Raw genomic sequence first — 23,795 nt, 5'->3', positions numbered from 1 at the left:
TTCGATGGACGGGGCTCTTCGCCGTCCCCGGGGGTCGATAGGGTGAGTGTCGTTACATATTGCGTACGCACATCTAAGAGGAGCGGTCATGAGCGCTGTGCACCCCGCTGGAGGCGACTTCGCGGCGGGCCGCTCCTGGCCCGTCGTCCTGGACGGCCTGCTCTCCGGTCGTGACCAGAGCGCCGACGACACGGCCTGGGCGATGGACCGCATTCTCCGCGGCGAGGCCACCGACGCCCAGATCGCCGGCTTCGTCGTCGCCCTGCGCGCCAAGGGCGAGACCGTCGACGAGATCACCGGTCTCGTCCGGACCATGTACGAGCACGCCAACACGATCGAGGTCCCCGGCCCTTCCGTCGACATCGTCGGCACCGGAGGCGACGGCGCCAAGACCGTCAACATCTCCACCATGTCGGCGATCGTCGTCGCCGGCACCGGCGCCAAGGTCGTCAAGCACGGCAACCGGGCCGCGTCCTCCGCGTCCGGCGCCTCCGACGTCCTGGAGAAGCTCGGCGTCAATCTGCAGCTGACCCCGAAGCGGGTCGTCGAGGTCGCCGAGGAAGCGGGGATCACCTTCTGCTTCGCGGTGAAGTTCCACCCCGCGCTGCGGCACGTCGCGACGGCCCGCAAGGAGCTGGGCATCCGGACCGTCTTCAACTTCCTGGGCCCGCTCACCAACCCCGCCCGGGTCAAGGCCCAGGCGACCGGTGTCGCCGACCCCCGGATGGCCCCGATCGTCGCCGGCGTCCTCGCGGACCGCGGTTCCTCCGCGCTCGTCTTCCGCGGCGACGACGGCCTCGACGAGCTGACCACCACGGCCACCTCGCGGGTATGGATCGTCCGGGACGGTTCCGTGCGGGAGGAGGCCTTCGACCCCCGGGACGTGGGCATCGGGATCGTGCCGGTGGAGGCCCTGCGCGGCGCCGACGCCTCGTACAACGCCGATGTCGCCCGGCGGCTGCTCGCGGGGGAGACCGGACCCGTACGGGACGCGGTGCTCCTCAACTCGGCGGCGGCGCTCACCGCCCTGGAGCCGGGCGACGGCACCCTCGCGGAGCAGCTGCGGGCAGGGATCGCGAAGGCCGCCGAGGCGATCGACTCCGGCGCGGCCGGCCGGGCCCTGGAGCGCTGGATCGCCGCCAGCAACGCGTAGACACCCCCTAGGGGTGCCTTGCCCCCGGACCCCGGTCCAGCATGCGGACCGGGGTCTTGCGCATCCGCGATCATGTGGCAGGATGCTTGACAGGTCATGAGTGACAGCTACGAAGCCCCGGCTTGCTGTCCGGCAACCCTCCGTCCGTGGCGGGGTGCCCCGGGTGAAGACCAGGCCGTGGACAGCAAGGTCCACGGCAAGCGCGGACCCCTCGACACACCAGGGGTCCTGGTCTCTCGAGGAGCGTTTTCCGTGAGCAAGCGAATGCGATAGGGCGAATCCGCCCCTACTTCACCCTCGGAATCAGGGTCGCTTCCGCGTACCCGTGTGCGCCCTTGTCGTCTCCGAGGCATCACCCGTACCCCGCCGTGTCCGGCCGCGTACGGGATTCACCGAAGCCATTCCGCACCGCCCGCCGGGAGATTCCGCCATGTCCGCATACCCGAACGCCGCCGTCGCGACCGCCGACTCCGAGTCCGCCGACCCCTGCTGCGCCGCTCCGCTGCCGGTCCTCGGCCGGGACGTCACCGTCCCGCTCGTCACCGGCGGAGAGGTGACCTACGCGGCGCTCGACTACGCCGCCAGCGCCCCGGCGCTCCAGCGGGTGTGGGACGACGTCGCCGCGTACGCCCCCTACTACGGCAGCGTCCACCGCGGCGCCGGCTACCTCTCCCAGCTCTCCACCGACCTCTTCGAGAACAGCCGCGCCACCGTCGCCGAGTTCCTCGACTGCCGCCCCGGCGACCAGGTCGTCTTCACCCGCTCCACCACCGACTCGCTCAACCTGCTCGCCCGGACCATCCCGTCCGGCTGCGAGGTATTCGTCTTCGAGACCGAGCACCACGCCTCCCTCCTGCCGTGGCAGGACGCCCGCGTCACCTACCTCAACGCGCCCCGCACCCCGGCCCAGGCCGTCGAGACCCTGGAGCGCGCCCTGGCGGACCGCGACCCTTCCCCAAGCTCTCGGCTTCGCTCGAGCAGGGGATACCCCACACGTCCCGCGCTGGTCTGCGTCACCGGCGCGTCCAACGTCACCGGTGAGCTGTGGCCGGTGAAGGAGCTCGCCGCCGCGGCCCACGCCCACGGTGCCCGGATCGTCCTCGACGCCGCACAGCTCGCGCCCCACCACCCCGTCTCCGTACAGGAACTGGACGTGGACTGGGTCGCCTTCTCCGGACACAAGCTGTACGCGCCCTTCGGCTCGGGCGTCCTCGCGGGCCGTTCCGACTGGCTCCAGGAGGCCGAGCCGTACCTCGCCGGCGGCGGCGCGTCCCGCAAGGTGGCGCGCCGCGCCGACGGCGGCGTGGACGTGGAGTGGCACACCACCGCGGCCCGCCACGAGGCCGGCTCCCCGAACGTCATCGGCGTCTACTCCATCGCCTCCGCCTGCAAGGCGCTCACCGAGGCCGGCTTCGACGAGCTCGTCGCCCGCGAGCAGCACCTGATCGACACCGTCCGCGCGGGGCTCGCCGAGGTCCCCGAGGTGAAGGTCCTCTCGCTCTTCGGCGACGACGCGCCGCGCGTCGGCGTCATCTCCTTCGTCGTGGAGGGCTGGAACAGCTCCCACTTCGCCGCCGCGCTCTCCGCCGAGTACGGCATCGGCGTCCGCGACGGCCTCTTCTGCGCCCACCCGCTGGTCCGCACGCTCCTCGGCAGCGCCCCGCAGGACCCGGGCGAGTGCGGTGCCCCCGAGGCCGCGCCCGGCGAGCGCTCGCTCAACGCCATCCGGGTGAGCTTCGGCGCCGGTACGCCGGACGAGCACGTGGAGCGGTTCGTCGGCGCCGTGAAGGAGCTCGTCCGGGACGGCGCGCAGTGGAAGTACCGCACCGAGGACGGCCGCTGCGTCCCCGACCGCGGCTGACCGGTCACTCGTACGGGTGAAGGGGGCCTCCCGAATCGGGAGACCCCCTTCACTCATGACGCGTGCGCGGCTTCAGGACTCCAGGCCGATGGCGAAGGCCGCCTCCAGGTCGTGCTGGGAGTACGTGCGGAACGCCACGTGCGTGTCCGTGGCCTCGACGCCGGGGATCTTGCTGATGCTTCCGGGGATCACGTCCGCCAGGTCGTCGTGGCGCGGCACGCGCACCATGGCGATCAGGTCGTAGGTGCCGGTCACGGAGAAGACCTCGCTGACGCTGTCGAGCGCGGCGATCGACTCGGCGATCTCGGGGATGCGGTCCACGCTGGTCTTGATGAGCACGATCGCGGTGATCACGGCTGGCTTTCTCCCTCGGTCGCCGCGGCTGGAGCCTTCACTCTATCCCCACCCCGGTAGCGGCCCCAGGCGTACAGGAAGCCGACGGAGAAGCCCACCACATGGGAGAGATAGGCGACGCCGGGACCCGGTCCCGCGGCCCGCGCCGCCAGCCACTGGAGCACGAACCAGAAGATCAGCACGATCCAGGCGGGGAAGCGCAGCGGCAGGAAGAAGAGGAAGGGGAAGAGGCTGGTCACCCGGGATCGCGGGAAGAGGAAGAGGAAGGCCCCGAGCACCCCGGAGATCGCCCCGGATGCCCCGACCAGCGTCTGCTCGCTGTTCGCGTGCGCCACCGCGTACCCGACGAGGGCGAGGTAGCCGGTGCCCAGGTAGAAGAGGGCGAAGCCGGCCGGGCCCATGCGCTCCTCGGCCATCGCGCCGAAGACGTAGAGGAACAGCATGTTCCCCAGCAGGTGGAGCCAGCTGCCGTGGACGAAGAGCGCGGTGAACGGGGTGAGCAGGGCGCGGGGCTCGCCGCTCATCAGCTCGGCGGGGACCACGCCCCAGCGGCGGAAGTACGTGCCCTGGGCCGCGAGGAGCGCGTCGCCCGTGCCGTACACCGGGTTGAGTCCGGAGACCGGGCTCACCGCGAAGAGCAGGCAGCAGGCGGCGATCAGGCCGTAGGTCACCGTGGGGCCGCCGCGGGTGCCCCGCCAGGCGCCGAGAGTCGCCGCTCGCCAGTCGATCATGGACAGATCATGGCTTACCGGGGCCGAACTGGACAGAGTGCCTCGCCGTGCTCCGGCGCACCGGCGAGGCCGTAGGGTAACGGGCAGTACGACCGCAGTTCGACGGCGCACCGCGGCTCCCGCACCTGGCACACGCAACAGGAAGAAGGACGGCACGATGACGACGGTTCCCCTGCCGACCGACGAGACCCGCTGGCGCTGCACTCTCTGCGGCAACCTGACCCGGTTCGACGTGACCCGCTCCTCGAAGGTCGTGGAGTACGTCCATCTGGACCTCGCGGGCGACCCGACGGTCGAGGAGCGGCAGGTGGTCAGTGAGACCATCGAGTCGGTCCGCTGCCGCTGGTGCAACGCGGTGGACCAGATCGAACTGGTGGACAGGCCGGGCGCCGCCTCCTGAGGGACGGCGCGGACGACATAGGGGTGACGGATCGTGGAGCAGCCCGCGCACGGTGGAGAGCCGGCCGGCGCGGCAGGTGACGCTGCCGAGACGCTCGACCACCCACTGACGGAAGGCGTACGTCGGCGGGTCGTCGCGCTGGTCGCGGACGCCTTCGGCGGGCTGACCGTCGCGGAGCTGCCGGCACCCCTGCGGCAGTACGCCCGCTTCACGGCGAGCCGGCGGGCCAAGTTCGCCGGCAACGCGATGGCGGCCGCCCTGGAGAGCGACCCGCTCTTCCGGCAGCGGATCGGCGAGCGCTTCAAGCAGGCCCAGCCCGAACTGGCCGGGGCCGTCGAGACGGGCACCCCGCCCGCCGCCGCGGACCCGGTCGACGTGGCCGCGGCCGCCTATGTGCTGCGCCCGGTCGGCTGGGTCAAGCTCGTGGCCGCCGCGGGCGAGGAGGCCCAGCGGGCGGACGCCGAACGGGCCGACGAGGCCGGGCGGCGCGAGCTGGAGCGGCTGCGCGAGGAACTCACCGCCGCCAAGGACCGCTCGCGCGGCGAGACGGAACAGCTGCGCCACGATCTGGAAGCCGCGAAGAAGGAAGCGGAATCGCTTCATCGCAAGCTGCGCAGCGCCCAGAGCGATGTGAAGCGCCGCGAGGCGGCGATGCGCCGCGCGCAGGGCGAGATCGACGCCGCGCGGGCGGAGGCGGCGGCCCAGGTGTCGGCCGCCGAGAGCGAGAGCCGGCGGCTCAAGGCCCGGCTCGGCGAGGTCGAGGCGGCCCTGGAGGCGAGCCGCAGGACCGCCCGCGAGGGCCGCTCGGTGGAGGACATGCGGCTGCGGCTGCTGCTCGACACCGTCCTGGACGCGGCCCAGGGGCTGCGCCGCGAACTGGCGCTGCCGCCCGTCTCCGTGCACCCGGCGGACACCGTGGACGCGGTGGAGCCGGGACGGATGTCCCCGAAGGACATCGCGGCGCGGGCGCTCTCCGAGACCGACCCGGCCCTGCTCGACCAGCTGCTCGCGCTGCCGCAGGCCCATCTGGTCGTCGACGGCTACAACGTCACCAAGACCGGTTATCCGACCATGCCGTTGGAGAAGCAGCGGCTGAGGCTGCTCGGCAGCCTCTCGGCCCTCGCGGCCCGTTCGGGCGCCGAGGTCACCTGTGTCTTCGACGGGGCGGAGCTGGCGGCCCCGGTGCTGCTCGCGCCGCCGCGCGGGGTGCGGGTGCTGTTCTCCAAGCCCGGTGTCACGGCGGACGAGTTGATCCGGCAGCTGGTGCGGGCCGAGCCGGTGGGGCGGCCCGTGGTCGTGGTCTCGACCGACCGCGAGGTGGCCGACGGCGTCGCGAAGGCGGGGGCGCGGCCGGTGGCGTCCGCCTTGTTGCTGAAGCGGCTTTCGCGGCTCTCGTAGGTACCTCGCAACTCCTGGGTGATATGCCCGAATTATGGATGGCGTACCGTCAAGTGGCCATCACTGGCCGTGTGGTGCGTGTGAACAAAGTGCTGCGCGAGCGATATTTTTGCCGGTGGGATTTGAACTGATCACAACTTGGTCACTAGGGTCAGGGCTCGAACCTTCGCACGGTCGATCACTCATCCGGGGTGGCGGCGGAGGAACCGCCTGCCCCTCAACCGGTTGGGCGGCTCTGAGGAAGAAGGAGATCGCCTTCGTGGCGTCCCACCGTCGACCCAAGCAGCCGAGCCGTGCCCGCGTGACCGTGCTCACCGCGGCCGCGGCCGCCGCCGTCGCCATCTCCGCCCAGACCGGAGCCCAGGCGGCCCCCAAGCCCAAGATCGACGAGGTCAAGGCCAAGGTCGACGATCTGCACCACGAGGCCGAAGAGGCCACGGAGCAGTACAACCAGGCCGAAGAGCGCCGGGGCAAGCTGCAGGACGAGATCGGCAACCTCCAGGACAAGGTGGCCCGCGGTCAGCAGGAGCTCAACACCCTGCGCGACCAGATCGGTTCGGTCGCCAGCGCTCAGTACCGCTCCGGCGGCATCGACCCGGCGCTCCAGCTCTTCCTCTCCGCCGACCCGGACAGCTACCTCGACAAGGCGTCCGCGATCGACCAGCTGAGCGCCCAGCAGGCCGACGTCCTCACCTCGATCCAGGCCAAGCAGCGGACCCTCGCGCAGCAGCGCGCCGAGGCGACCACGAAGCTCGCCGACCTCGAGGACGTCCGCAAGACCCTCGGTGCGAAGAAGAAGAAGTACCAGGGCAAGCTCGCCGAGGCGCAGAAGCTCCTCAACACCCTCACGGCGGCCGAGAAGGCCAAGCTGGAGCAGGAGGAGCGGGCGAAGGAGCAGCGCGCCAGCCGCGCCGCCGGCGAGCGGATCGACCTCGGCAACGAGGCCCCCGCGAGCGGCCTCGGCGCCGCCGCGCTCTCCGCCGCCGCCACCCAGATCGGCAAGCCGTACGTCTCCGGCGCCGAGGGGCCCAACGCGTACGACTGCTCCGGCCTGACCCAGTGGGCCTACGGCCAGGCCGGCGCCGGCCTCACCCGCACCACCTACACCCAGCAGAACGACGGCGTGAAGATCGGCCGCAGCCAGCTCAAGCCGGGCGACCTGGTCTTCTTCAACGGCCTGTCGCACGTGGGCCTGTACGCGGGCAACAACACGATCCTCCACGCTCCCAAGCCGGGCGCCAGCGTCCGCTACGAGTCGATGAGCTACATGGGCACGTTCCAGTTCGGTGTCCGCATCGGAGGCTGACACGCCCCGCTCGGGTATGCCGCCCAAACGGGTGGTTCGCCCGGACCCTCGCTGACCTGACGCCCCGCCGGTGACCTGTGTTCTCCGGCGGGGCGTCACTTTGTGTGCCCGTCGGCTTCGTTGGACACGGCGTGATCAGCGGCTACTGTCTGCCGCCTCAGTCTGCGTCGAGCCGAACGGAGCGCGATCTGTGGCGTCCCATCGCCGACCCGCGAGGGTCACCGTCCTGACCGCGGCGGCCGCGGCCACCGCGGCGGCGTCCCTCGGGGCCGTCCCCGCGAGCGCCGACCCGGGGGCCGGCGGCAGCGCCGCCACCAAGGCCACGGTCGACCGCCTCTTCGAGGAGGCCGAGAAGGCCACCGAGGGCTACAACCAGGCGGACGAGAAGACGGACGCGCTGCGCAGGACGGTCTCCCGGGCCCAGGACGGGCTCGCCAGGGGCCAGGACCGCATCAACCTCATGCGGGGCGCCCTCGGCGCGGTCGCCGGCGCCCAGTACCGCTCCGGCGGCATCGACCCCGCCCTCGCGCTGCTGCTCTCCTCCGACCCCGACAGCTACCTGGACCGCGCCTCCGCCCTCGACCGCGCCACCGCCCGGCAGGGCGCCGCGCTCGGCGAACTGCGCCGGGAGCAGCGCCGGCTGAACCAGCGGCGGGACGAGGCGCGCACCGCCCTCGCCGAGCTGGAGCGCAGCCGGGCCGACGTCGCCCGCCACAAGCGCGCCGTCGAACGCAAGCTCGCCGAGGCCCGTCGGCTCCTCGCCTCCCTCACCGTCGCGGAGCGCGCCGACTACGACCGGGCCTCCCGCTCCGGCGGGCGCGCCGAGGAGCTGCCGCCCCTCGCCGACGTCCCTCCCGGCTCCTCCCGGGCCTCCGCCGCGGTGATCGCCGCGCGCAGCGCGATCGGCAAGCCGTACGTGTGGGGGGCGACCGGGCCCTCCGGCTTCGACTGCTCGGGCCTGATGGTCTGGTCGTACCGGCAGGCCGGGATCAGCCTCCCGCGCACTTCCCAGGGCCAGCGGCACGCGGGCCGGCAGGTGCCGCTCTCGCAGGCGCAGCCCGGCGACCTGGTCACGTACCGCGGAGACGCCAGCCATGTGGGCATCTACGCGGGCAACGGGCAGGTCATCCACGCGCCCTACCCCGGCGCGCGGGTCCGCTACGACCCGGTGAACATGATGTCGAACGTGACGGTGACGCGGGTCTGAGCCCGGGGCGGGGCGCCGATCCCGCCGGACCGGAAGCGGTACCGCCCGGTCCGACCGTACGATCGGGGGCGTGGCAGGTCAGGGGTGTGGAGCGCGGCGACCGGCCGTGGCCTGCCTGCTCGCCCTGCTGCTCACGCTCACGGCGCTCGCCGGCTGCTCGTCGGGCAGCCCCGGCGGCCCCGCCGCGGCCGTGGTGGCCCGGGAGATACAGACGCTCCTCGACACGCACGCCAGGGCGCTCCTCGACCGTGACGAACCCGCCTTCCGGGCCGCCCTCGACCCCGCGTACGCGCCGGCCGCGCTGACCGGGTTCCGGCGGCTCGCGAAGGTGCCGCTCGACGGCTGGACGTACCGGGTCACCGGGATCGACCGCACCGGCGACGACCGGGTCACCGCCCGCGCCGAGCTCGGCTACCGCCTCCGGGGCCACGACCGGGGGCCCGTCACCAGCGGGCGCGTCCTGGACCTGACCGAGCGGGACGGACGCTGGTACGTGATGGGCGACCGGCCCGCGGAGGGCGCGCCGCGGCAGCTCTGGGAGCAGGGGGACGTCACCACCGTCCGGGGCGCACGCTCGCTCGTCCTCGGCGTCGGCCAGGATCCGGGGCGGCTCCGGGCGATCGCCGCCGCCGCCGACCGGGCCGTCCCCGCCGTGAGCGCGGCCTGGCCCACGGTGTGGGCCCGTGAGGTCGTCGTCCTCGTCCCCGGCTCGCTGGACGCGATGGGCGGACTCCTCGGGGCGCCGGGCAGCTCCTACCGGGGCATCGCGGCCGTCACCACGGGGGAGACGGCGGGCGGGACGGACGCTCCCGCGGACCGGGTCATCGTCAATCCCGAGGCGTACGGCGCCCTCGGCGACTTCGGCCGGCAGCTGGTCCTCACCCACGAGACGGTCCACGTCGCCACCCGGGCCCACACCTCCGGGTCCACCCCGGTCTGGCTCTCCGAGGGCTTCGCCGACTGGGCCGCCTACCGGGGCACGGGCCGGACGCCCGCCCAGGCGGCCCCCGAGCTGGCCCGGGCGGTCCGCGCGGGCCAGCTGCCCGCCCGGCTGCCGGAGGACGCGCACTTCGGCTTCGGCGGCGACGCGGAGGCGCTCGCCCGGGCCTACGAGGGTGGCTGGCTCGCGTGCGCGCTGATCGCGGAGCGCTGGGGCGAGAAGGAGCTCACCGACTTCTACCGCGCCGTGGGGGCGCACCCGGGCCGGGACGGCGCGGTGGAGAAGGCGCTCCAAGAGGTTCTGGACACGACGCCGGAGGAGTTCACGGCCGCGTGGCGGACGTATCTGGGGGAGCGGCTCGGCTGACGCGCTCCGCGCGCGCGTCAAGCTCGGCGAGGGCCTCCGCAAGCCAGGCCTTCTCCTCCGTGCCCGTCGCGCGGGCGATCCGCAGCATGCCGCGGCGGAAGAGGTCGGCCTCCTCCTCGGCGCGCACCGGGGTCCCGCCCTCGTAGAAGAAGCTGGCCGGGGCGGTGAGGAACTCCTGGCGGCGGCGGAGCACGGCCGCCTGGTCCGCCGGGTCGGGGAGGTGGCCGAGGAAGGCGAGCAGCGTGAAGAAGCGCTGGCCGTCGGTGATCTCGGAGTCCTTGGGGGTGCGCAGCCGGGCGAGCAGCTCCCGGCGGCCCTCGGGGGTGAGCGAGAGCGTGCGGCGCGGGGCGGCGCTCGCACCCGGTTCCGTACGGCTGTCGACCAGGCCGCCCTTCACGAGGCGGGTGATCGCCGGGTAGAGGGCGCCGTCGCTGACCGGGCGGACGTGGCCGCTCAGGCCCTGGATGCGCTCCTTCAGCTCGTACCCGTGCAGCGGCTTCCCGTACAGGAAGCCCAGGATCGACAGCTCCAGCACCGGACGTCCTCCTTCGCGCTTGTCGTGGGACCGGTCGCCATGCTACCTCTTTTCGAGGTGCCTCTATTCGAGGTACATCGAATAGAGGGGGATTCCTCGCATGTCCGCACACCGTCGCACCCTCGTCCGGCTCGCCCGACCGGTGTACTTCGAGCTCCTCGCCGGAGTCGCCGCCGGCATCATCAACATGGTCTGGGTCGCCCGGCTCGGGGGAGACGCGGTCGCCGCCGTCGCCGTCGCCACCAACGTCGAGAACCTCCTCCTCGGCGTCGTCCTCCTCGCCGGCTCGGGCACCACCGTGCTCGTCGCCCGCGCCCGGGGCGCCGACGACCCGGGCGCCGTCCGCGCCGCGGTCCGCGGCGGCACCGCCCTCTGCGCGCTGCTCGTGCCGCCCGTCGCGCTCGGCGGCTACCTGCTGCGCGAACCGCTCGCCGCCCTGCTCCTCGGCGGCCCGGACCGTCCCGCCCACGCCCTGGCCGCCGCCTACTTCGCGATCTCGCTCCCCGGCACGGCCGTCTTCTTCGCCACGAACGTCCTCGACGGCATCCTCAAGGGCGCCGGGGACACCCGCACCCCCATGCGGCTCGCCTTCCTCGCCAACGGACTGATCCTCGTCCTCGACCCGCTGCTCATCCACGCCTACGGAGTACCGGGCGCCGCCCTCGCCACCGTCATCGGCCGGACCGTCGCCCTCGCCGCAGGGCTGCTCGTCCTGCGCCGCGACGCCCTGCTCAAGGCCGCACGCGCCGCCCGGCCCGCCCTGCCGACCGCCGCCGCCCTGCGCCGTACCGCCGCCACCGGGCTGCCCATGTCCGTCGACTTCACCGTCCGGATGGCCGGAGCGCTCGCGCTCGTCTCCGTCGTCGCCCGGCTCGGCGTCACCGAGATCGCCGCCTACGGCATCGCCACCAAGGCCATGTACGTCGCGACGATGGCCTTCTACGCCGTCCGGCAGGCCGCCGCGATCCACACGGCGCACCTCCTCGGCGCCCTGGGGGCACCGGGCGCCTCACCGCGGCCCGGCGCCCGGGGGACCGAGGAGCGGAAAGCCGTCGCGCGGCAGGCCCTGGTCCTCGCCGCCGGCCTCGGCACCACCGCCGCCGTGCTGCTGTTCCTCGGCGCGGGACCGGTCATGCGGGCCTTCGGCGCCGAACCGGCGGTCGCGGGGGCGGGCACGCTCTTCCTGCGCTGCCTCGGCCCCTACCTGCTGCTCCTCGCCTGCTGCATCGGGGTCGCCGGGGTCTTCGAGGGCAGCGGAGCCGGTCCGTACCTCGCGCGGATCACCGTCGTCGGCGTCCTCGTCCAACTGCCGCTCGCCTACGCGCTGTCAGGCCTCGGCCTCGCCGGGATCTGCCTGGCCATGACCCTCGCCGCGGCCGCCCAGTGCGCCGCCCTCGGCCTGCTGCACCGCCGGGGCACCGGCACTCAGAAGGAGCCGGACAGGGCCTTCTCGCGCTCCGGCTGAGTCGCCTGGGCGGGGATGACCGCCCCGACGAGACGCGGCTCCGTCACCGTCTGGCGCCACAGGATCCGGCAGGCGATGAGCGCGGCGGCGATCAGCAGGCCGTTCCGGGTGAACAGCACCGCCACACCCAGCGGGTCGCTGCGCGTCACGTGCGAGAACCACACCGGGAATTCGAACTGTGTCACCGCCGTCGCCCAGATCACCAGGTGCACCGGCCGCTGCATCCGGCTCGACCGGTACGCGAGACAGACCGCGCCGAGACCGACCAGCCACAGCATGTACTGGGGGGAGAGCACCCGGCTCGTCACCGTGAACAGAAGCACGGCCACGAAGGCCGCGTCCGCCACCGTCGACGAGGTGAAGCGGCGCGAGCGGACCCGCCACAGCAGCAGCCAGCCGAAGGCGGCGACGGTGAGCCCGAGCGCGGCGGTGGAGACCGCGGAGACGTACGGCCCGAGGAACTCGATCGAGCCGTAGTTCATCCGCGCCTCGCCCTCCCAGCCGAAGTGCCGGATGACGTGGAAGACCATCGAGCCCAGCGACTCGACCTCGGTGCCCCGGTCCCGCTGGAAGGAGAGGAAGGCCAGCGCCCCCGGCATCCACAGCACGCACAGCAGCAGGACGGCGACCGCCGCGCCCGCCGCGGTCGACCAGGCGCGGAAGGTCGCGCGGCCCTTCGCGGTGCCCGCCAGGATCAGCGCGGGCCACACCTTCAGGACCGCGCCGAAGCCGGCGAGGGCGCCGAGGACACGCGGGCTCCGGCCGGCCGCGAGCAGCCCCGCCACCGCGACGGCGGTCACCATCACGTCGTACCGGGCGTAGGCGGTCGGGCCGAGCAGCGGGACGCCCGCGATCCAGATCCAGGCGCCGTTCAGCGTCCGGCCCGCCCGGCGGCCCGTGTGCACGAGCAGCCCGAAGACCAGCGCGTCACAGAGGAAGGCGAGGACGAAGAACGCGGAGGCGTAGCCGAGGAACGGCAGCAGCCCGGGCGAGAGGATCGCGAGGGCCGCGGCCGGCGGGTACTGCCACGTGACGTCGTCCAGCGGGTACGTGCCCGTCCGCAGGACCTCGTACCAGCCCTGGTAGATGTTCGAGATGTCGAAGGTGATGTCCGGCCCGGGGACGACCACGACCTTGAAGACGCAGAGCAGCAGGATGACCCTGGTGAGGGCCCAGAGGCCGAGCGGAAGCCGCAGACCTGTCCGTGAACCGTCCTTCACTGCGCCGCCCGTCTTCACTGGATCGTCCTTGTCCTGTCGGTCCGCTCGCGCGGAGAGTGGTGGTGCCGGGCGGTGAGTGCCATCGCGTACTGTCGGCCACGATGGACAAGACCCTGATCGTAACCAACGACTTCCCGCCGCGACCCGGCGGAATCCAGGCGTTCCTGCACAACATGGCGCTGCGCCTGGACCCCGAGCAGATCGTGGTCTACGCCTCCACGTGGAAGCGCAGCCGCGAAGGGGTCGAGGCGACTGCTCTGTTCGACGCCGAACAGCCTTTCACGGTTGTCCGCGATCGCACCACCATGCTGCTGCCCACCCCCCGGGTCACCGCCCGCGCCACCGCCCTGCTGCGTGAGCACGGCTGCCGGTCCGTGTGGTTCGGTGCCGCCGCGCCGCTCGGCCTGATGGGCCCGGCGCTGCGCCAGGCGGGCGCGAAGCGGCTCGTCGCCACCACCCACGGCCACGAGGCCGGCTGGGCCCAGCTGCCCGCCGCCCGGCAGCTCCTGCGGCGGATCGGCGAGGGCACGGACACCCTCACCTACCTCGGCGAGTACACCCGCTCCCGGATCGCGGAGGCCCTCACGCCCGCCGCGGCCGCGCGGATGGTCCAGCTCCCGCCGGGCGTGGACGAGAAGACCTTCCACCCCGACTCCGGCGGCGCCGAGGTCCGCGCCCGCCTCGGGCTCAGCGACCGGCCCGTCGTCGTCTGCGTCTCCCGGCTCGTCCCGCGCAAGGGCCAGGACACCCTGATCCGTGCCCTGCCCGCGATCCTGCGCCGGGTGCCGGACGCGGTCCTCCTGATCGTCGGCGGCGGCCCGTACGAGAAGGACCTGCGCCGCCTCGCCGACGAGACCGGCGTGGCCGGATCCGTACGCTTCACCGGCGCCGTCCCCTGGTCCGAGCTCCCCGCCCACTACGGGGCCGGCGACGTCTTCGCGATGCCCTGCCGCACCCGCCGCGGCGGCCTCGACGTCGAGGGCCTCGGCATCGTCTACCTGGAGGCCTCGGCCACCGGCCTCCCGGTCGTCGCCGGCGACTCCGGCGGCGCCCCCGACGCCGTCCTCGACGGCGAGACCGGCTGGGTCGTCCGCGGCGAATCCGCCGAGGAGACCGCCGACCGCGTCAGCACCCTCCTCCTGGACCCCGAGCTCCGGGCCCGCATGGGCGAGCGGGGCCGTGCCTGGGTCGAGGAGAAGTGGCGCTGGGACCTCCTCGCGGAGCGGCTCAGGGAGCTGCTCTGACACGGCGGCAGGACGTCGGACCGTCCGGTTGCCAGGACGTACGGAGAGGGCCCCGGGTGGATGTCCACCCGGGGCCCTCTCCGTACGTGCCTCAGGGGCGGCCGACCGGCTCAGCCCCCGTAGATCGCCTCGATCTCGTCCGCGAACTCCCGCGCCACGACGTTGCGCTTCAGCTTCAGGGACGGGGTGATGTGCCCCGCCTCCTCCGTGAACTGGGCCGGGAGCACCCGGAACTTGCGGACCGACTCGGCCTTGGACACCGCCGCGTTGCCGTCGTCGATCGCGCGCTGGACCTCCGCCAGGAGGTCGGCGTCCTCGCGCAGGGAGGCCGCCGAGGAGCCGGCCGGCTTGCCGTGGTCGGACGCCCAGCGGCCGAGGAACTCCTCGTCGATCGTGACGAGCGCGCCCACGAACGGCCGGCCGTCGCCCACCACCATGCACTCCGCGACCAGCGCGTGCGCGCGGATGCGGTCCTCGATGACCGCCGGGGCGACGTTCTTGCCGCCCGCCGTCACCAGGATCTCCTTCTTGCGGCCCGTGATCGCGAGGTAGCCGTCCTCGTCGAGCGTGCCGATGTCGCCCGTGTGGAACCAGCCGTCCGCCAGCGCCTCGGCCGTCGCCGCCTCGTTGTTCCAGTACCGCGAGAAGATGTGCTCGCCGTGCAGCAGCACCTCGCCGTCGTCGGCGATCCGCACCACCGAACCCGGCAGCGGCTGACCGACCGTGCCGATCTTCTGCCGGTCCCACGGGTTGAAGGCGGTCGCCGCGCACGACTCCGTCAGGCCGTAGCCCTCCAGGACCGTGAAGCCGATGCCCCGGAAGAAGTGGCCGAGCCGCTCGCCCAGCGGCGCACCGCCCGAGATCGCGTACTCGCCACGACCGCCGAGGACCGCCCGCAGCTTGCTGTAGACGAGCTTGTCGAAGATCTTGTGCTTGAGCTTGAGGCCGAAGGACGGGCCCGCGGGGGTCCCGATCGCCCGGCTGTACGCGATCGCGGTGTGCGCGGCCTTGTCGAAGATCTTGCCCTTGCCGTCGGCCTGTGCCTTGGCCCGGGCCGAGTTGTAGACCTTCTCGAAGACCCGGGGCACGCCCAGGATCAGCGTCGGCCGGAAGGAGGCCAGCTCGTCGGTGAGGTTCTTGATGTCCGGGACGCAGCCGAGCCGGATCGGCGCCATGACGGACGCGACCTCGACGAGCCGCCCGAAGACGTGCGCGGCCGGCAGGAAGAGCAGAACCGAGCACTCGCCGGTACGGAAGAGGGGCTTCAGCCGCTCCACGATGTTGCCGCACTCGGCGAAGAAGGCCCGGTGGGACAGGACGCAGCCCTTGGGGCGGCCGGTCGTGCCCGAGGTGTAGACGATCGTGGCCGGGTCGTCGGCGTTCGCCGCCGACATCCGCGCGTCGAGCAGCTCGTCGGAGACGTCCGCGCCCTCGGCGGTGAGCCGTTCGACCGCGCCGGCGTCGATCTGACGGACGCCCTTGAGGTCCGGGAGGTCCGTCCGGACGGACTCCACCGAGGCCTCGTGGGCCGCGCTCTCCACGAGCGCCAGCGAGGCGCCCGAGTCGCCGAGGATCCACTGGATCTGCTCCGGCGAGCTCGTCTCGTAGACCGGCACGGTCACGCCGCCCGCGCTCCAGATCGCGAAGTCGAGGAGCACCCACTCGTAGCGCGTGCGGGACAGCAGGGCGACCCGGTCGCCTGCCTCGACGCCCGAGGCGATCAGGCCCTTGGCGACCCCGCGGACCTCCGCGAGGAACTGCGTGGCCGTCACGTCCGTCCAGACCCCGTCGACCTTGCGTCCCATCACGGCGACATCTGGGTGCCGGGAGGCGTTGCGGCGGATGAGATCCGTCAGGTTGCCGTCCGTGGGGACCTCGTACAGGGCCGGAAGGCTGAACTCGCGCAAGACTGCTGCTCCTCATCGGGCGCCGGCGCCACGGCTCTGTGTGATGCACCGGTGTGGTCCATGATCGGGCAGGTGCTCAGTGGGGGTGAGCACGACTGGACCGACCGGACGTTACCCATCAGTAGTTGGTTCCGATAGGGGGTCCCGGCCAGATGTTCCGTGCGTCACACATGCATGACGATGCTGTGCGCACAGTAGTCCACGGGTTTCGCGACTCGGAAGTAACCGCAGGTGACACCCCCTAAGGTGGGCTCATGCGAGTCCATGTGGTCAGTGACGTGCACGGCAACGCCGAAGACCTCGCCAAGGCGGGGGAGGGCGCCGACGCCCTCATATGTCTCGGGGACCTGGTTCTCTTCCTCGACTACGCCGACCACGGTCGCGGGATCTTCCCCGACCTCTTCGGCGTCGAGAACGCCGACCGGCTCGTGGAGCTGCGCACCGCCCGCCGCTTCGACGAGGCCCGCGACCTGGGCCGCCGCCTCTGGGCCGAGCTGGACGTCGACCGCGAGACCGCCATCGAGGCCGCCGTCCGCCGCCAGTACGCCGACCTCTTCGCCGCCTTCCCCGCCCCCACCTACGCCACCTACGGGAACGTCGACATCCCCCGGCTCTGGAAGGAGTACGCCGGACCGGGCACGACCGTCCTCGACGGACAGCGCGTCGAGCTCGGCGGCCTCACCTTCGGCTTCGTCGGCGGCGGACTGCGCACTCCGATGCGCACCCCGTACGAGATCTCGGACGAGGAGTACGCGGCCAAGGTCGAGGCCCTCGGGGACGTCGACGTCCTCTGCTCCCACATCCCGCCGGACGTCCCCGAGCTGACCTACGACACGGTGGCCCGCCGCTTCGAGCGCGGCAGCCGCGCGCTGCTCGACGCGATCAGGCGCACCCGGCCCCGGTACTCCCTCTTCGGCCACGTCCACCAGCCGCTCGCCCGCCGGATGCGGATCGCCGCGACCGAGTGCGTCAACGTCGGCCACTTCGCCTCGACCGGCAGGCCCTTCGCCCTGGAGTGGTGACGGGCGCGGAGCCACGGCGCGATAGCCTTCCGTCGGCACCTCTGTACGTTTGTGCCCTTGTTTTTCTTCGAGTTCTCGCCTGACCGCACAGTGGAGGAGCCACCGCGATGGCCGAACACACCAGCTCCAGCATCACCATCGAAGCGGCGCCGGCCGACGTCATGGGTGTGATCGCCGACTTCGCCCGCTACCCGGAGTGGACGGGCGAGGTGAAGGAGGCCGAGGTCCTGGAGAAGGACGCTTCCGGCCGCGCGGAGAAGGTCCGGCTGCTCCTCGACGCCGGCGCCATCAAGGACGACCACACCCTGGCGTACACCTGGACCGGCGCCGACGAGGTCAGCTGGACCCTGGTCAAGTCCCAGATGCTCCGCTCCCTCGACGGCTCCTACCGGCTCGCCGCGCTCGGCGGCGGCACCCGTACCGAGGTCACCTACCAGCTGACCGTGGACGTCAAGATCCCCATGCTCGGCATGATCAAGCGCAAGGCCGAGAAGGTCATCATCGACCGCGCCCTGGCCGGCCTGAAGAAGCGCGTCGAATCCGGCGTGTGACCCCGGGGGCTCCCCGGTCCGGACCGACCGGCAGCACAGCCCCCAGGAGGGCGGCGGTAACGTCCTCCGCATGCGGATCATCCTTGTCACCGGCCCCGGCGGCGCCGGACGCACCACCGTCGCCGCCGCGACCGCCCTGGCCGAGGCGCGCGCCGGGCACCGGGTCCTGCTCGTCTCCGAGGAGGCCGACCCGGGGCTCGCCGGAGACGGCCTGAGCATCCTGCGTCCCGATCCCGCCGCCGACTTCCGGCGCGAGTTCCTCGCGCTCCAGGCCCGCTCCGGCGCCGCCCTCGACCTCCTCGGCGCCGCGCCCTTCGAGGAGGCCGAGCTCACCGAGCTCCCCGGCAGCCGCCAGTTCGCCCTGCTGAGGGCCCTGCGCGACGCCGCCCGGGGCACGCACGACCTCGCCGTCGTCGACCTGCCCCCGCTCCCCGAGGCCCTCGCCCTCCTCGCCCTGCCCGAGCAGCTCCGCCGCTATCTGCGCCGTCTCCTGCCGCCCGAACGACAGGCCGCCCGCGCGCTGCGCCCCATGCTCGCCCAGCTCGCCGGCGTCCCCATGCCCGCGCAGTGGCTGTACGAGACCACCGCCCGCTGGGAGGCCGAGCTCGCCGCCGCCCAGGCCGTCGCCGACGCCCCCACCACCAGCGTCCGGCTCGTCCTCGAACCCGGACCCGCCGCCGTCCGCGCCCTGCGCACCGCCCGGCTCGGGCTCGCCCTCCAGGGCCTCGCCCTCGACGCCGTCGTCGCCAACCGGCTGCTCCCCGCCGACTCCGAGGACCCCTGGCTCGCCGGGCTCACCGCCCAGCAGCACCGGCACCTGGCGGAGCTCCGTACCGCCGCGGGCGTCGTGCACGAGCTGCCGCACCTCGGCCGGGACCCGCGCGGCGCCGAGGACCTCGCCCTCCTGGCGCCCGTCCCGCCCGCCGCCCCCGCTCCGGCCCCCGTACCCGGTCGTGAGGTCGAGGACCGGCGGGAGGAGGACGGCGTCCTCGTCTGGCACATCGCGCTGCCCGGCGCCGTCAAGGAGGAGCTCGCCCTCGTCCGCCGCGGCGACGAACTGCTCCTGACCGTCGGCCCGTTCCGCCGCCACCTGCCCCTGCCGCCCGCCCTGCGCCGCTGCACCGTGACCGGCGCCGGGCTCGTCGAAGGGGACCTCAGGGTCCGCTTCACGCCCGACCCGGGACTCTGGCCCCGGACCCCCTGAGGGCGTGTACCGTCGAAGTACCAGCCACTGAGGAGTACGCCATGAGCGATTCGGATGCCTGGGCCAAGGCGTGCGCCGAGGACCTGGAGGCGGAGAAGGCCCGCCGCCGCGCGGAGCGCGGAGCCGAGCCCGGCTCGGCCGCCGAGGAACTCCGCAAGCTCTTCGACGCCGTCGCCGACAAGGTCTCCGGAGGACTCGGAGGCCCGCTGCTCGGCGGTCTCGGCGGGATCAGCGGACAGACCGTCCAGCAGTTCGTCAACCAGGCGAAGGCCGCCGTCGAGCCCGTCATCGAGCGCAACCCGCAGGTCTTCGACCACCTCGCCGCCGCCGGGAACGAACTGCTCGCCGCCTACCGCTCCGCCGTCGAGGGCCACGAGACCCGCTGGACCCGCGGCGGGACCGTCGCCGACGACGACCCGCGCCGCGAGGCCGACGCCCGCCCCGACCGGGACGGCGGGGACAGCGGGGACGGTGACGGGGACGAGCCGCGCCGCGACGACGAAGGCCCCGGAACGGGCCAGCAGATCGACCTCGACTGATCGGGACTGATCGGGACGACCCCTCCCCTCGGGTACGGTGGGCCGTAGCGGGGCTCGACCGAATACTGAGGGACACATGGGACTCACCATCGGCGTCGACATCGGCGGCACCAAGATCGCGGCCGGCGTGGTCGACGAGGAGGGCAACATCCTCGACACGCACAAGGTGCCCACCCCGCCGACCCCCGAGGGAATCGTCGACGCGATCAGCGCCGCCGTCTCCGAGGCGGGCAAGGGACACTCGATCGAGGCCGTGGGCATCGGTGCCGCGGGCTACGTCGACGACAAGCGCGCCACCGTCCTCTTCGCGCCGAACATCGACTGGCGGCACGAGCCGCTGAAGGACAAGGTCGAGCAGCGCGTCGGCCTCCCCGTCGTCGTGGAGAACGACGCCAACGCGGCCGCCTGGGGCGAGTACAGGTTCGGCGCCGGCCAGGGCCACGAGGACGTCATCTGCATCACCCTCGGCACCGGCCTCGGCGGCGGCATCATCATCGGCAACAAGCTGCGCCGCGGACGCTTCGGCGTGGCCGCCGAGTTCGGCCACATCCGGGTCGTCCCCGACGGCCTGCTCTGCGGCTGCGGCAGCCAGGGCTGCTGGGAGCAGTACGCCTCCGGGCGCGCGCTCGTCCGGTACGCGAAGCAGCGCGCCAACGCCACGCCGGAGCGGGCGGCGATCCTGCTGGGCCTCGGCGACGGCACCCCCGAGGGCATCGAGGGCAAGCACGTCAGCCAGGCCGCCCGCGCCGGCGACGCGGTCGCCGTCGACTCCTTCCGCGAGCTGGCCCGCTGGGCGGGCGCCGGCCTCGCGGACCTGGCCTCGCTCTTCGACCCCTCGGCGTTCATCGTCGGCGGCGGCGTCTCGGACGAGGGCGACCTCGTCCTCGACCCGATCCGGAAGTCCTTCCGGCGCTGGCTGATCGGCGGCCAGTGGCGCCCGCACGCGCAGGTCCTCGCGGCCCAGCTCGGCAACAAGGCCGGCCTGGTCGGCGCGGCCGACCTGGCCCGCCAGGGCTGACACCCGTACGAAGGCACACGACGACCGCCCGCCGCGTCCTCTCGGACACGGCGGGCGGTCGTCGTATGTTGACCGGCATGGCGATCAGTGAGCTGCCCAACTCCCGCACCGAGGCGGACGGTTCGGCCGTCCTCCGGGTCCTGAGCTACAACGTCCGCTCGATGCGCGACGACGAGGACGCCCTCGCCCGCGTGATCCGGGCCTGCGCTCCGGACCTCGTCTTCGTCCAGGAGGCCCCGCGCTTCTTCCGCTGGCGCAAGCACGCGGCCCGGCTCGCCGCCAAGAGCGAGCTCGTGATGCTGAGCGGCGGCGCCACCGCGGCGGGGCCGATGCTCCTCTGCTCCCTGCGGGCCACCGTGGAACGCACCGAGGACGTGCTGCTGCCGCTCACCCCGGGCCTGCACCGCCGCGGCCTCGCGACCGCGGTCGTCCGCTTCGCCGGGGCCAGGGTCGGGCTGATCAGCTGCCACCTGAGCCTGCGGAAGGACGAGCGGTACGCCCAGGCCGGGATGGTCCTCGACCGGGTCGCCGCGCTGGGCACCCCGTACACCCTCGTGGCCGGAGACCTCAACGAACGGCCCGGCGGCCCCGCCTTCACCCGGCTCGCGACGGAGCTCCGGGACGGCTGGGCGGTCAGCCCCTGGGGCGGCGAGCACACCTCGACCCCGGCCGACCCGCACCAGCGCATCGACGCGATCCTGGCCACCCCGGGCATCGAGTTCCTCGGCTGCGGGGTTCCGCCCCACCTCGACCCCACGGACCTGAGAGCGGCCACGGACCACCTGCCAGTCCTGGCGGCGGTCCGTGTGCCCGCTTCGTAAGGCGGGAGGGTGCTTCTTCGGGCGGTCCGGTGGTTATACGACCGCCCCGCGGCCCGGGTCGCCGAAGCCGTCGTCATCGTCGTCGTCGTGCTTCATGCGCGCCACCAGGGTCGCGAAGCCGCCGAGGAAGCCGCCGACGCAGAGCGTCGTCAGCCACCACGTCATGTCCCACTGGAAGAGGACGGCCGCCAGCATCAGCACCGGACCGCCGACCACGCCCAGCCAGGCGAACTTGGTCGTCGCGTCGGCCTCCGGGAGCGGCGGGGGCTCCGGCGGGACGAAGTGTCCCTCCTCGGCGCCGTCCGGGCCGTCCTCCGGCTCGGCCGGGGAGTAGTCCCGCGGGCCGCTCGGGCGGACCCCGGGCGCGAAGACGATCGAGCTGCCCAGTGCGGGCTTCTCCGCTCCTGCCTCCGGCCGCCGGTCGGGATCGGCCGGCGGCTCGCCGTCCGCTCCCGTCGGCCCGGTCGCTCCGGACTCGTCGCCGGACGGGGCCGTCTCGGCACCGGAACCGGCCGCCTCGGACCGGGACGCGTCCCCGGATCCGGACGCGGACGCCGACCCCGTACCCGTACCCGACCCCGTACTCGTACCCGACCCCGTACCCGTCCCGGACGTCGTCGCCGGGCCCGGGCCCGTCCTGGTGTCCGGCTGCGCGTCCTCGTCCTCGTCCTCCGGCTCGGGCAGCGAGAGGGTCTCGATCGGCCGGAACGGCCTCGTCCCGGGGGGATCCGCGGGCTCGTCCCCGTACCCGGCGACGATCGCGGCCCAGGCCGCCTCCTCGTCGATGGGCTGCGGCTCCCGCTCGCCGCCGTCCTGCTGATCAGCCACCGCTGCTGCTCCTCTTCCCGTCGACCGGACTCGGGGCGAGACGCTCGACGAACGCCCAGCTCTCCTCGAAGATCCGCTCCGCGTCATGGTCCAACGTCGCGACGTGGTAGCTCTGTTCCAGCAGGATCTCCCGGACGTCCGTCGAGGAAACGCGGCTGAGGATCCGGGCCGAGTCGGCCGGCGGCACCACGTGGTCCTGCGGGCTGTGCAGCACGATCAGCGGCTGCGTGACCTGCGGGAGCTCCGCGTCCACCGTGCGGAAGAACTGGCGCAGCGTGTGCGCGGCGTGCAGCGGAACCCGGTCGTAGCCGACCTCCGTCACGCCCTCCTTGGCGATGTCACTCGCGATGCCGGCCGTCGTGCGGACCAGGTGCCGGGCGACCGGCAGGGCGTGCGCCGCCAGGCCGTGGACCTTGTTGCCCGGGTTGACGAGGACGATGCCGCGCACCGCGTCACCGTGCTGCGCGGCCAGCCGCAGCGTGAGCGCCCCGCCCATGGAGAGACCGAAGACGAAGACGGTCTCGCACCGGTCCAGGAGCTCGCGCAGGGCCCGGTCCACCTCCGCGTACCAGTCGCGCCAGGTGGTGAGCTGGAGGTCCTCCCAGCGGGTGCCGTGGCCCGGCAGCAGCGGCAGCGACACGGTGAGTCCGCGGCCGGCCAGATACTCGGCCCACGGGCGCATCGACTGCGGGGAACCGGTGAATCCGTGACAGAGAAGGACGCCGACCTCTCCGCCTTCGTGGCGGTACGGCTCGGCTCCGGGAAGGACCGGCACCGGGGTCTCCTGTTCGGTTGCGACTTCGGCGGCTGCGGGTGCGCCGAAGCGACGGAAGATGGGGAAGGACCTTCACGGTACGCGACCGGACCGACACCGACCAGGGCCGCAGCGGGGGCCGTGGCCAGGTACGGGATAAAGTCGTCGCGACGGCACACGGAAGGCATGGCGAGTTGATCTACGGCGCAATGAAGTTCTCCATCGGAGGGTCCCTGAAGCTGGCCTTCCGGCCCTGGGTCGAGGGTTTGGAGAACATTCCGGCCGAGGGTCCCGCGATCCTGGCGAGCAATCACCTCTCCTTCTCGGACTCCTTCTTCCTTCCCGCCGTCCTGGACCGCAAGGTCACCTTCATCGCGAAGGCCGAGTACTTCACCTCCCCGGGGGTGAAGGGCAAGCTGACCGCCGCCTTCTTCAAGGGCGTCGGCCAGCTCCCGGTCGACCGCTCGGGCGCCCGCGGCGCCGGCGAGGCGGCGATCAAGGCCGGCATCGAGGTCGTCGAGGGCGGCGGGCTCTTCGGGATCTACCCCGAGGGCACGCGTTCGCCCGACGGCCGCCTCTACCGCGGCAAGCCCGGTGGTCTGGCGCGGGTGGCCCTGGCCACCGGCGCGCCCGTGATCCCGGTCGCCATGATCGACACGGAGAAGATCCAGCCGCCCGGCAAGGTCGTCCCCAAGCTGATGCGCCCGGGCATCCGGATCGGCAAGCCGCTGGACTTCACCCGCTACCAGGGCATGGAGGGGGACCGCTTCATCCTCCGCTCGGTGACCGACGAGGTCATGTACGAGATCATGAAGCTGTCCGGCCAGGAGTACGTCGACATCTACGCGACCGCCGCCAAGCGGCAGATCGCGGACGCGGAGAAGGCGGCCAAGGAGGCCGTCAAGGCCGAGATCGCGGCGCGGGAAGAGTCCGGCGCGTAAGCACCCCCAGGGGTGTTCGGGGGGTGGGGG

General features: G+C 73.0%; 23 protein-coding genes and 1 riboswitch. Of the genes, 16 read left to right on the top strand and 7 right to left on the bottom strand.

The annotated features are described in order from the left end of the window. The first annotated feature begins 88 nt into the window (after positions 1-88). On the top strand, positions 89-1,153 hold the full coding sequence (gene trpD / locus IE124_RS07765) for an anthranilate phosphoribosyltransferase (protein ID WP_189506158.1): 1,065 nt from the start codon (positions 89-91) through the stop codon (positions 1,151-1,153). A gap of 92 nt (positions 1,154-1,245) precedes the next feature. Continuing rightward, positions 1,246-1,362: riboswitch (SAM riboswitch) on the top strand. Between the two features lie 221 nt (positions 1,363-1,583). Then, positions 1,584-3,014 carry an aminotransferase class V-fold PLP-dependent enzyme gene (locus IE124_RS07760; protein ID WP_189506155.1) on the top strand — a complete coding sequence of 477 codons (1,431 nt, stop codon included), beginning with the start codon at positions 1,584-1,586 and terminating at the stop codon, positions 3,012-3,014. 72 nt (positions 3,015-3,086) lie between these two features. Here the strand turns inward: IE124_RS07760 and IE124_RS07755 are convergent, their stop codons facing one another. Together IE124_RS07755 and IE124_RS07750 are read right to left on the bottom strand one after the other, a co-directional pair. Further along, a complete protein-coding gene (locus IE124_RS07755; protein ID WP_030205672.1) occupies positions 3,087-3,368 on the bottom strand; it encodes an Lrp/AsnC family transcriptional regulator in 282 nt (93 codons plus the stop codon). Then, a complete protein-coding gene (locus IE124_RS07750) occupies positions 3,365-4,099 on the bottom strand; it encodes a rhomboid family intramembrane serine protease (protein WP_189506152.1) in 735 nt (244 codons plus the stop codon). Before IE124_RS07750 ends, IE124_RS07755 begins: the two co-directional genes overlap by 4 nt. Before the next feature lie 157 nt (positions 4,100-4,256). On the opposite strand from IE124_RS07750, the gene IE124_RS07745 reads away from it, so the two are divergent. The 5 genes from IE124_RS07745 (at position 4,257) to IE124_RS07725 (ending at position 9,716) form a co-directional block, all read left to right on the top strand. After that, positions 4,257-4,499, top strand: a complete 243-nt coding sequence (locus tag IE124_RS07745; protein WP_055644001.1) for a hypothetical protein — start codon at positions 4,257-4,259, stop codon at positions 4,497-4,499. Positions 4,500-4,532: 33 nt separating this feature from the next. Then, on the top strand, positions 4,533-5,897 hold the full coding sequence (locus IE124_RS07740) for an NYN domain-containing protein (protein WP_189506149.1): 1,365 nt from the start codon (positions 4,533-4,535) through the stop codon (positions 5,895-5,897). A 259-nt stretch (positions 5,898-6,156) separates the two neighbouring features. Continuing rightward, a complete protein-coding gene (locus tag IE124_RS07735; RefSeq protein WP_189506146.1) occupies positions 6,157-7,203 on the top strand; it encodes a C40 family peptidase in 1,047 nt (348 codons plus the stop codon). A gap of 190 nt (positions 7,204-7,393) precedes the next feature. Next, positions 7,394-8,410: a C40 family peptidase gene (locus tag IE124_RS07730; RefSeq protein ID WP_189506143.1), complete on the top strand. Its 1,017-nt coding sequence runs from the start codon at positions 7,394-7,396 to the stop codon at positions 8,408-8,410. 70 nt (positions 8,411-8,480) lie between these two features. Then, positions 8,481-9,716 (top strand): hypothetical protein, encoded by a 1,236-nt coding sequence (locus tag IE124_RS07725; protein WP_189506140.1) that lies wholly within the window; start codon positions 8,481-8,483, stop codon positions 9,714-9,716. Here the strand turns inward: IE124_RS07725 and IE124_RS07720 are convergent. Continuing rightward, positions 9,673-10,251 carry a PadR family transcriptional regulator gene (locus IE124_RS07720; protein ID WP_189506136.1) on the bottom strand — a complete coding sequence of 193 codons (579 nt, stop codon included), beginning with the start codon at positions 10,249-10,251 and terminating at the stop codon, positions 9,673-9,675. The genes IE124_RS07725 and IE124_RS07720 overlap by 44 nt on opposite strands. Before the next feature lie 100 nt (positions 10,252-10,351). Here IE124_RS07720 and IE124_RS07715 point away from each other — a divergent pair, with 100 nt between their 5' ends. Next, the gene (locus IE124_RS07715) at positions 10,352-11,716 is read left to right on the top strand and encodes an MATE family efflux transporter (protein ID WP_189506133.1); all 1,365 of its coding nucleotides are present in this window, start codon (positions 10,352-10,354) and stop codon (positions 11,714-11,716) included. On the opposite strand, the gene IE124_RS07710 is transcribed toward IE124_RS07715, so the two are convergent. Next, positions 11,677-12,954 carry a glycosyltransferase 87 family protein gene (locus tag IE124_RS07710; RefSeq protein WP_229832247.1) on the bottom strand — a complete coding sequence of 426 codons (1,278 nt, stop codon included), beginning with the start codon at positions 12,952-12,954 and terminating at the stop codon, positions 11,677-11,679. The genes IE124_RS07715 and IE124_RS07710 overlap by 40 nt on opposite strands. Positions 12,955-13,037: 83 nt before the next feature. On the opposite strand from IE124_RS07710, the gene IE124_RS07705 reads away from it, so the two are divergent. Further along, entirely contained in the window at positions 13,038-14,180 is a 1,143-nt protein-coding gene (locus IE124_RS07705; protein ID WP_189506130.1) for a glycosyltransferase family 4 protein, read from the top strand. A gap of 110 nt (positions 14,181-14,290) precedes the next feature. Here the strand turns inward: IE124_RS07705 and IE124_RS07700 are convergent, their stop codons facing one another. Further along, positions 14,291-16,087 (bottom strand): AMP-dependent synthetase/ligase, encoded by a 1,797-nt coding sequence (locus IE124_RS07700; protein ID WP_189506128.1) that lies wholly within the window; start codon positions 16,085-16,087, stop codon positions 14,291-14,293. Positions 16,088-16,341: 254 nt separating this feature from the next. Between IE124_RS07700 and IE124_RS07695 the strand changes: the two genes are divergently transcribed. The 6 genes from IE124_RS07695 to IE124_RS07670 all read left to right on the top strand — a co-directional run bounded on the left by IE124_RS07695 (position 16,342) and on the right by IE124_RS07670 (position 21,242). After that, positions 16,342-17,109: a metallophosphoesterase family protein gene (locus IE124_RS07695; RefSeq protein WP_189506125.1), complete on the top strand. Its 768-nt coding sequence runs from the start codon at positions 16,342-16,344 to the stop codon at positions 17,107-17,109. A 107-nt stretch (positions 17,110-17,216) separates the two neighbouring features. Next, positions 17,217-17,660 carry an SRPBCC family protein gene (locus IE124_RS07690; RefSeq protein WP_055644012.1) on the top strand — a complete coding sequence of 148 codons (444 nt, stop codon included), beginning with the start codon at positions 17,217-17,219 and terminating at the stop codon, positions 17,658-17,660. Between the two features lie 70 nt (positions 17,661-17,730). After that, positions 17,731-18,864, top strand: coding sequence for an ArsA family ATPase (locus tag IE124_RS07685; protein WP_189506122.1), 1,134 nt, complete (start codon positions 17,731-17,733; stop codon positions 18,862-18,864). A gap of 41 nt (positions 18,865-18,905) precedes the next feature. After that, positions 18,906-19,403 (top strand): DUF5304 domain-containing protein, encoded by a 498-nt coding sequence (locus tag IE124_RS07680; protein WP_189506119.1) that lies wholly within the window; start codon positions 18,906-18,908, stop codon positions 19,401-19,403. A gap of 76 nt (positions 19,404-19,479) precedes the next feature. After that, entirely contained in the window at positions 19,480-20,421 is a 942-nt protein-coding gene (locus tag IE124_RS07675) for an ROK family glucokinase (protein WP_189506116.1), read from the top strand. Between the two features lie 77 nt (positions 20,422-20,498). Beyond that, the gene (locus tag IE124_RS07670) at positions 20,499-21,242 is read left to right on the top strand and encodes an endonuclease/exonuclease/phosphatase family protein (RefSeq protein WP_189506113.1); all 744 of its coding nucleotides are present in this window, start codon (positions 20,499-20,501) and stop codon (positions 21,240-21,242) included. A 33-nt stretch (positions 21,243-21,275) separates the two neighbouring features. Here IE124_RS07670 and IE124_RS07665 read toward each other — a convergent pair whose 3' ends face one another. Continuing rightward, the gene (locus tag IE124_RS07665; RefSeq protein ID WP_189506110.1) at positions 21,276-22,070 is read right to left on the bottom strand and encodes a hypothetical protein; all 795 of its coding nucleotides are present in this window, start codon (positions 22,068-22,070) and stop codon (positions 21,276-21,278) included. Beyond that, positions 22,063-22,845 (bottom strand): alpha/beta hydrolase, encoded by a 783-nt coding sequence (locus tag IE124_RS07660; protein ID WP_189506108.1) that lies wholly within the window; start codon positions 22,843-22,845, stop codon positions 22,063-22,065. Before IE124_RS07660 ends, IE124_RS07665 begins: the two co-directional genes overlap by 8 nt. 188 nt (positions 22,846-23,033) lie before the next feature. Here IE124_RS07660 and IE124_RS07655 point away from each other — a divergent pair, with 188 nt between their 5' ends. Then, complete coding sequence (locus IE124_RS07655; protein ID WP_370468740.1) at positions 23,034-23,765, top strand: lysophospholipid acyltransferase family protein; 732 nt, start codon at positions 23,034-23,036, stop codon at positions 23,763-23,765. Positions 23,766-23,795 lie beyond the last annotated feature (30 nt).

The sequence above is a fragment of the Streptomyces narbonensis genome, assembly GCF_014649015.1.
Lineage (GTDB): Bacteria > Actinomycetota > Actinomycetes > Streptomycetales > Streptomycetaceae > Streptomyces > Streptomyces narbonensis.
The sequence above is the reverse complement of the archived record's forward strand: the minus strand, read 5'-3'. Positions and strand labels throughout refer to the sequence as shown.

Coding starts and splice junctions, on each gene's coding strand:
- IE124_RS07685 (WP_189506122.1), top strand. CDS start 17,731: ATGCGGATCATCCTTGTCACCGGCCCCGGCGGCGCCGGACGCACCACC.
- IE124_RS07750 (WP_189506152.1), bottom strand. CDS start 4,099: ATGATCGACTGGCGAGCGGCGACTCTCGGCGCCTGGCGGGGCACCCGC.
- IE124_RS07690 (WP_055644012.1), top strand. CDS start 17,217: ATGGCCGAACACACCAGCTCCAGCATCACCATCGAAGCGGCGCCGGCC.
- IE124_RS07715 (WP_189506133.1), top strand. CDS start 10,352: ATGTCCGCACACCGTCGCACCCTCGTCCGGCTCGCCCGACCGGTGTAC.
- IE124_RS07670 (WP_189506113.1), top strand. CDS start 20,499: ATGGCGATCAGTGAGCTGCCCAACTCCCGCACCGAGGCGGACGGTTCG.
- IE124_RS07695 (WP_189506125.1), top strand. CDS start 16,342: ATGCGAGTCCATGTGGTCAGTGACGTGCACGGCAACGCCGAAGACCTC.
- IE124_RS07680 (WP_189506119.1), top strand. CDS start 18,906: ATGAGCGATTCGGATGCCTGGGCCAAGGCGTGCGCCGAGGACCTGGAG.
- IE124_RS07675 (WP_189506116.1), top strand. CDS start 19,480: ATGGGACTCACCATCGGCGTCGACATCGGCGGCACCAAGATCGCGGCC.
- IE124_RS07705 (WP_189506130.1), top strand. CDS start 13,038: ATGGACAAGACCCTGATCGTAACCAACGACTTCCCGCCGCGACCCGGC.
- IE124_RS07760 (WP_189506155.1), top strand. CDS start 1,584: ATGTCCGCATACCCGAACGCCGCCGTCGCGACCGCCGACTCCGAGTCC.
- trpD (WP_189506158.1), top strand. CDS start 89: ATGAGCGCTGTGCACCCCGCTGGAGGCGACTTCGCGGCGGGCCGCTCC.
- IE124_RS07655 (WP_370468740.1), top strand. CDS start 23,034: ATGAAGTTCTCCATCGGAGGGTCCCTGAAGCTGGCCTTCCGGCCCTGG.
- IE124_RS07745 (WP_055644001.1), top strand. CDS start 4,257: ATGACGACGGTTCCCCTGCCGACCGACGAGACCCGCTGGCGCTGCACT.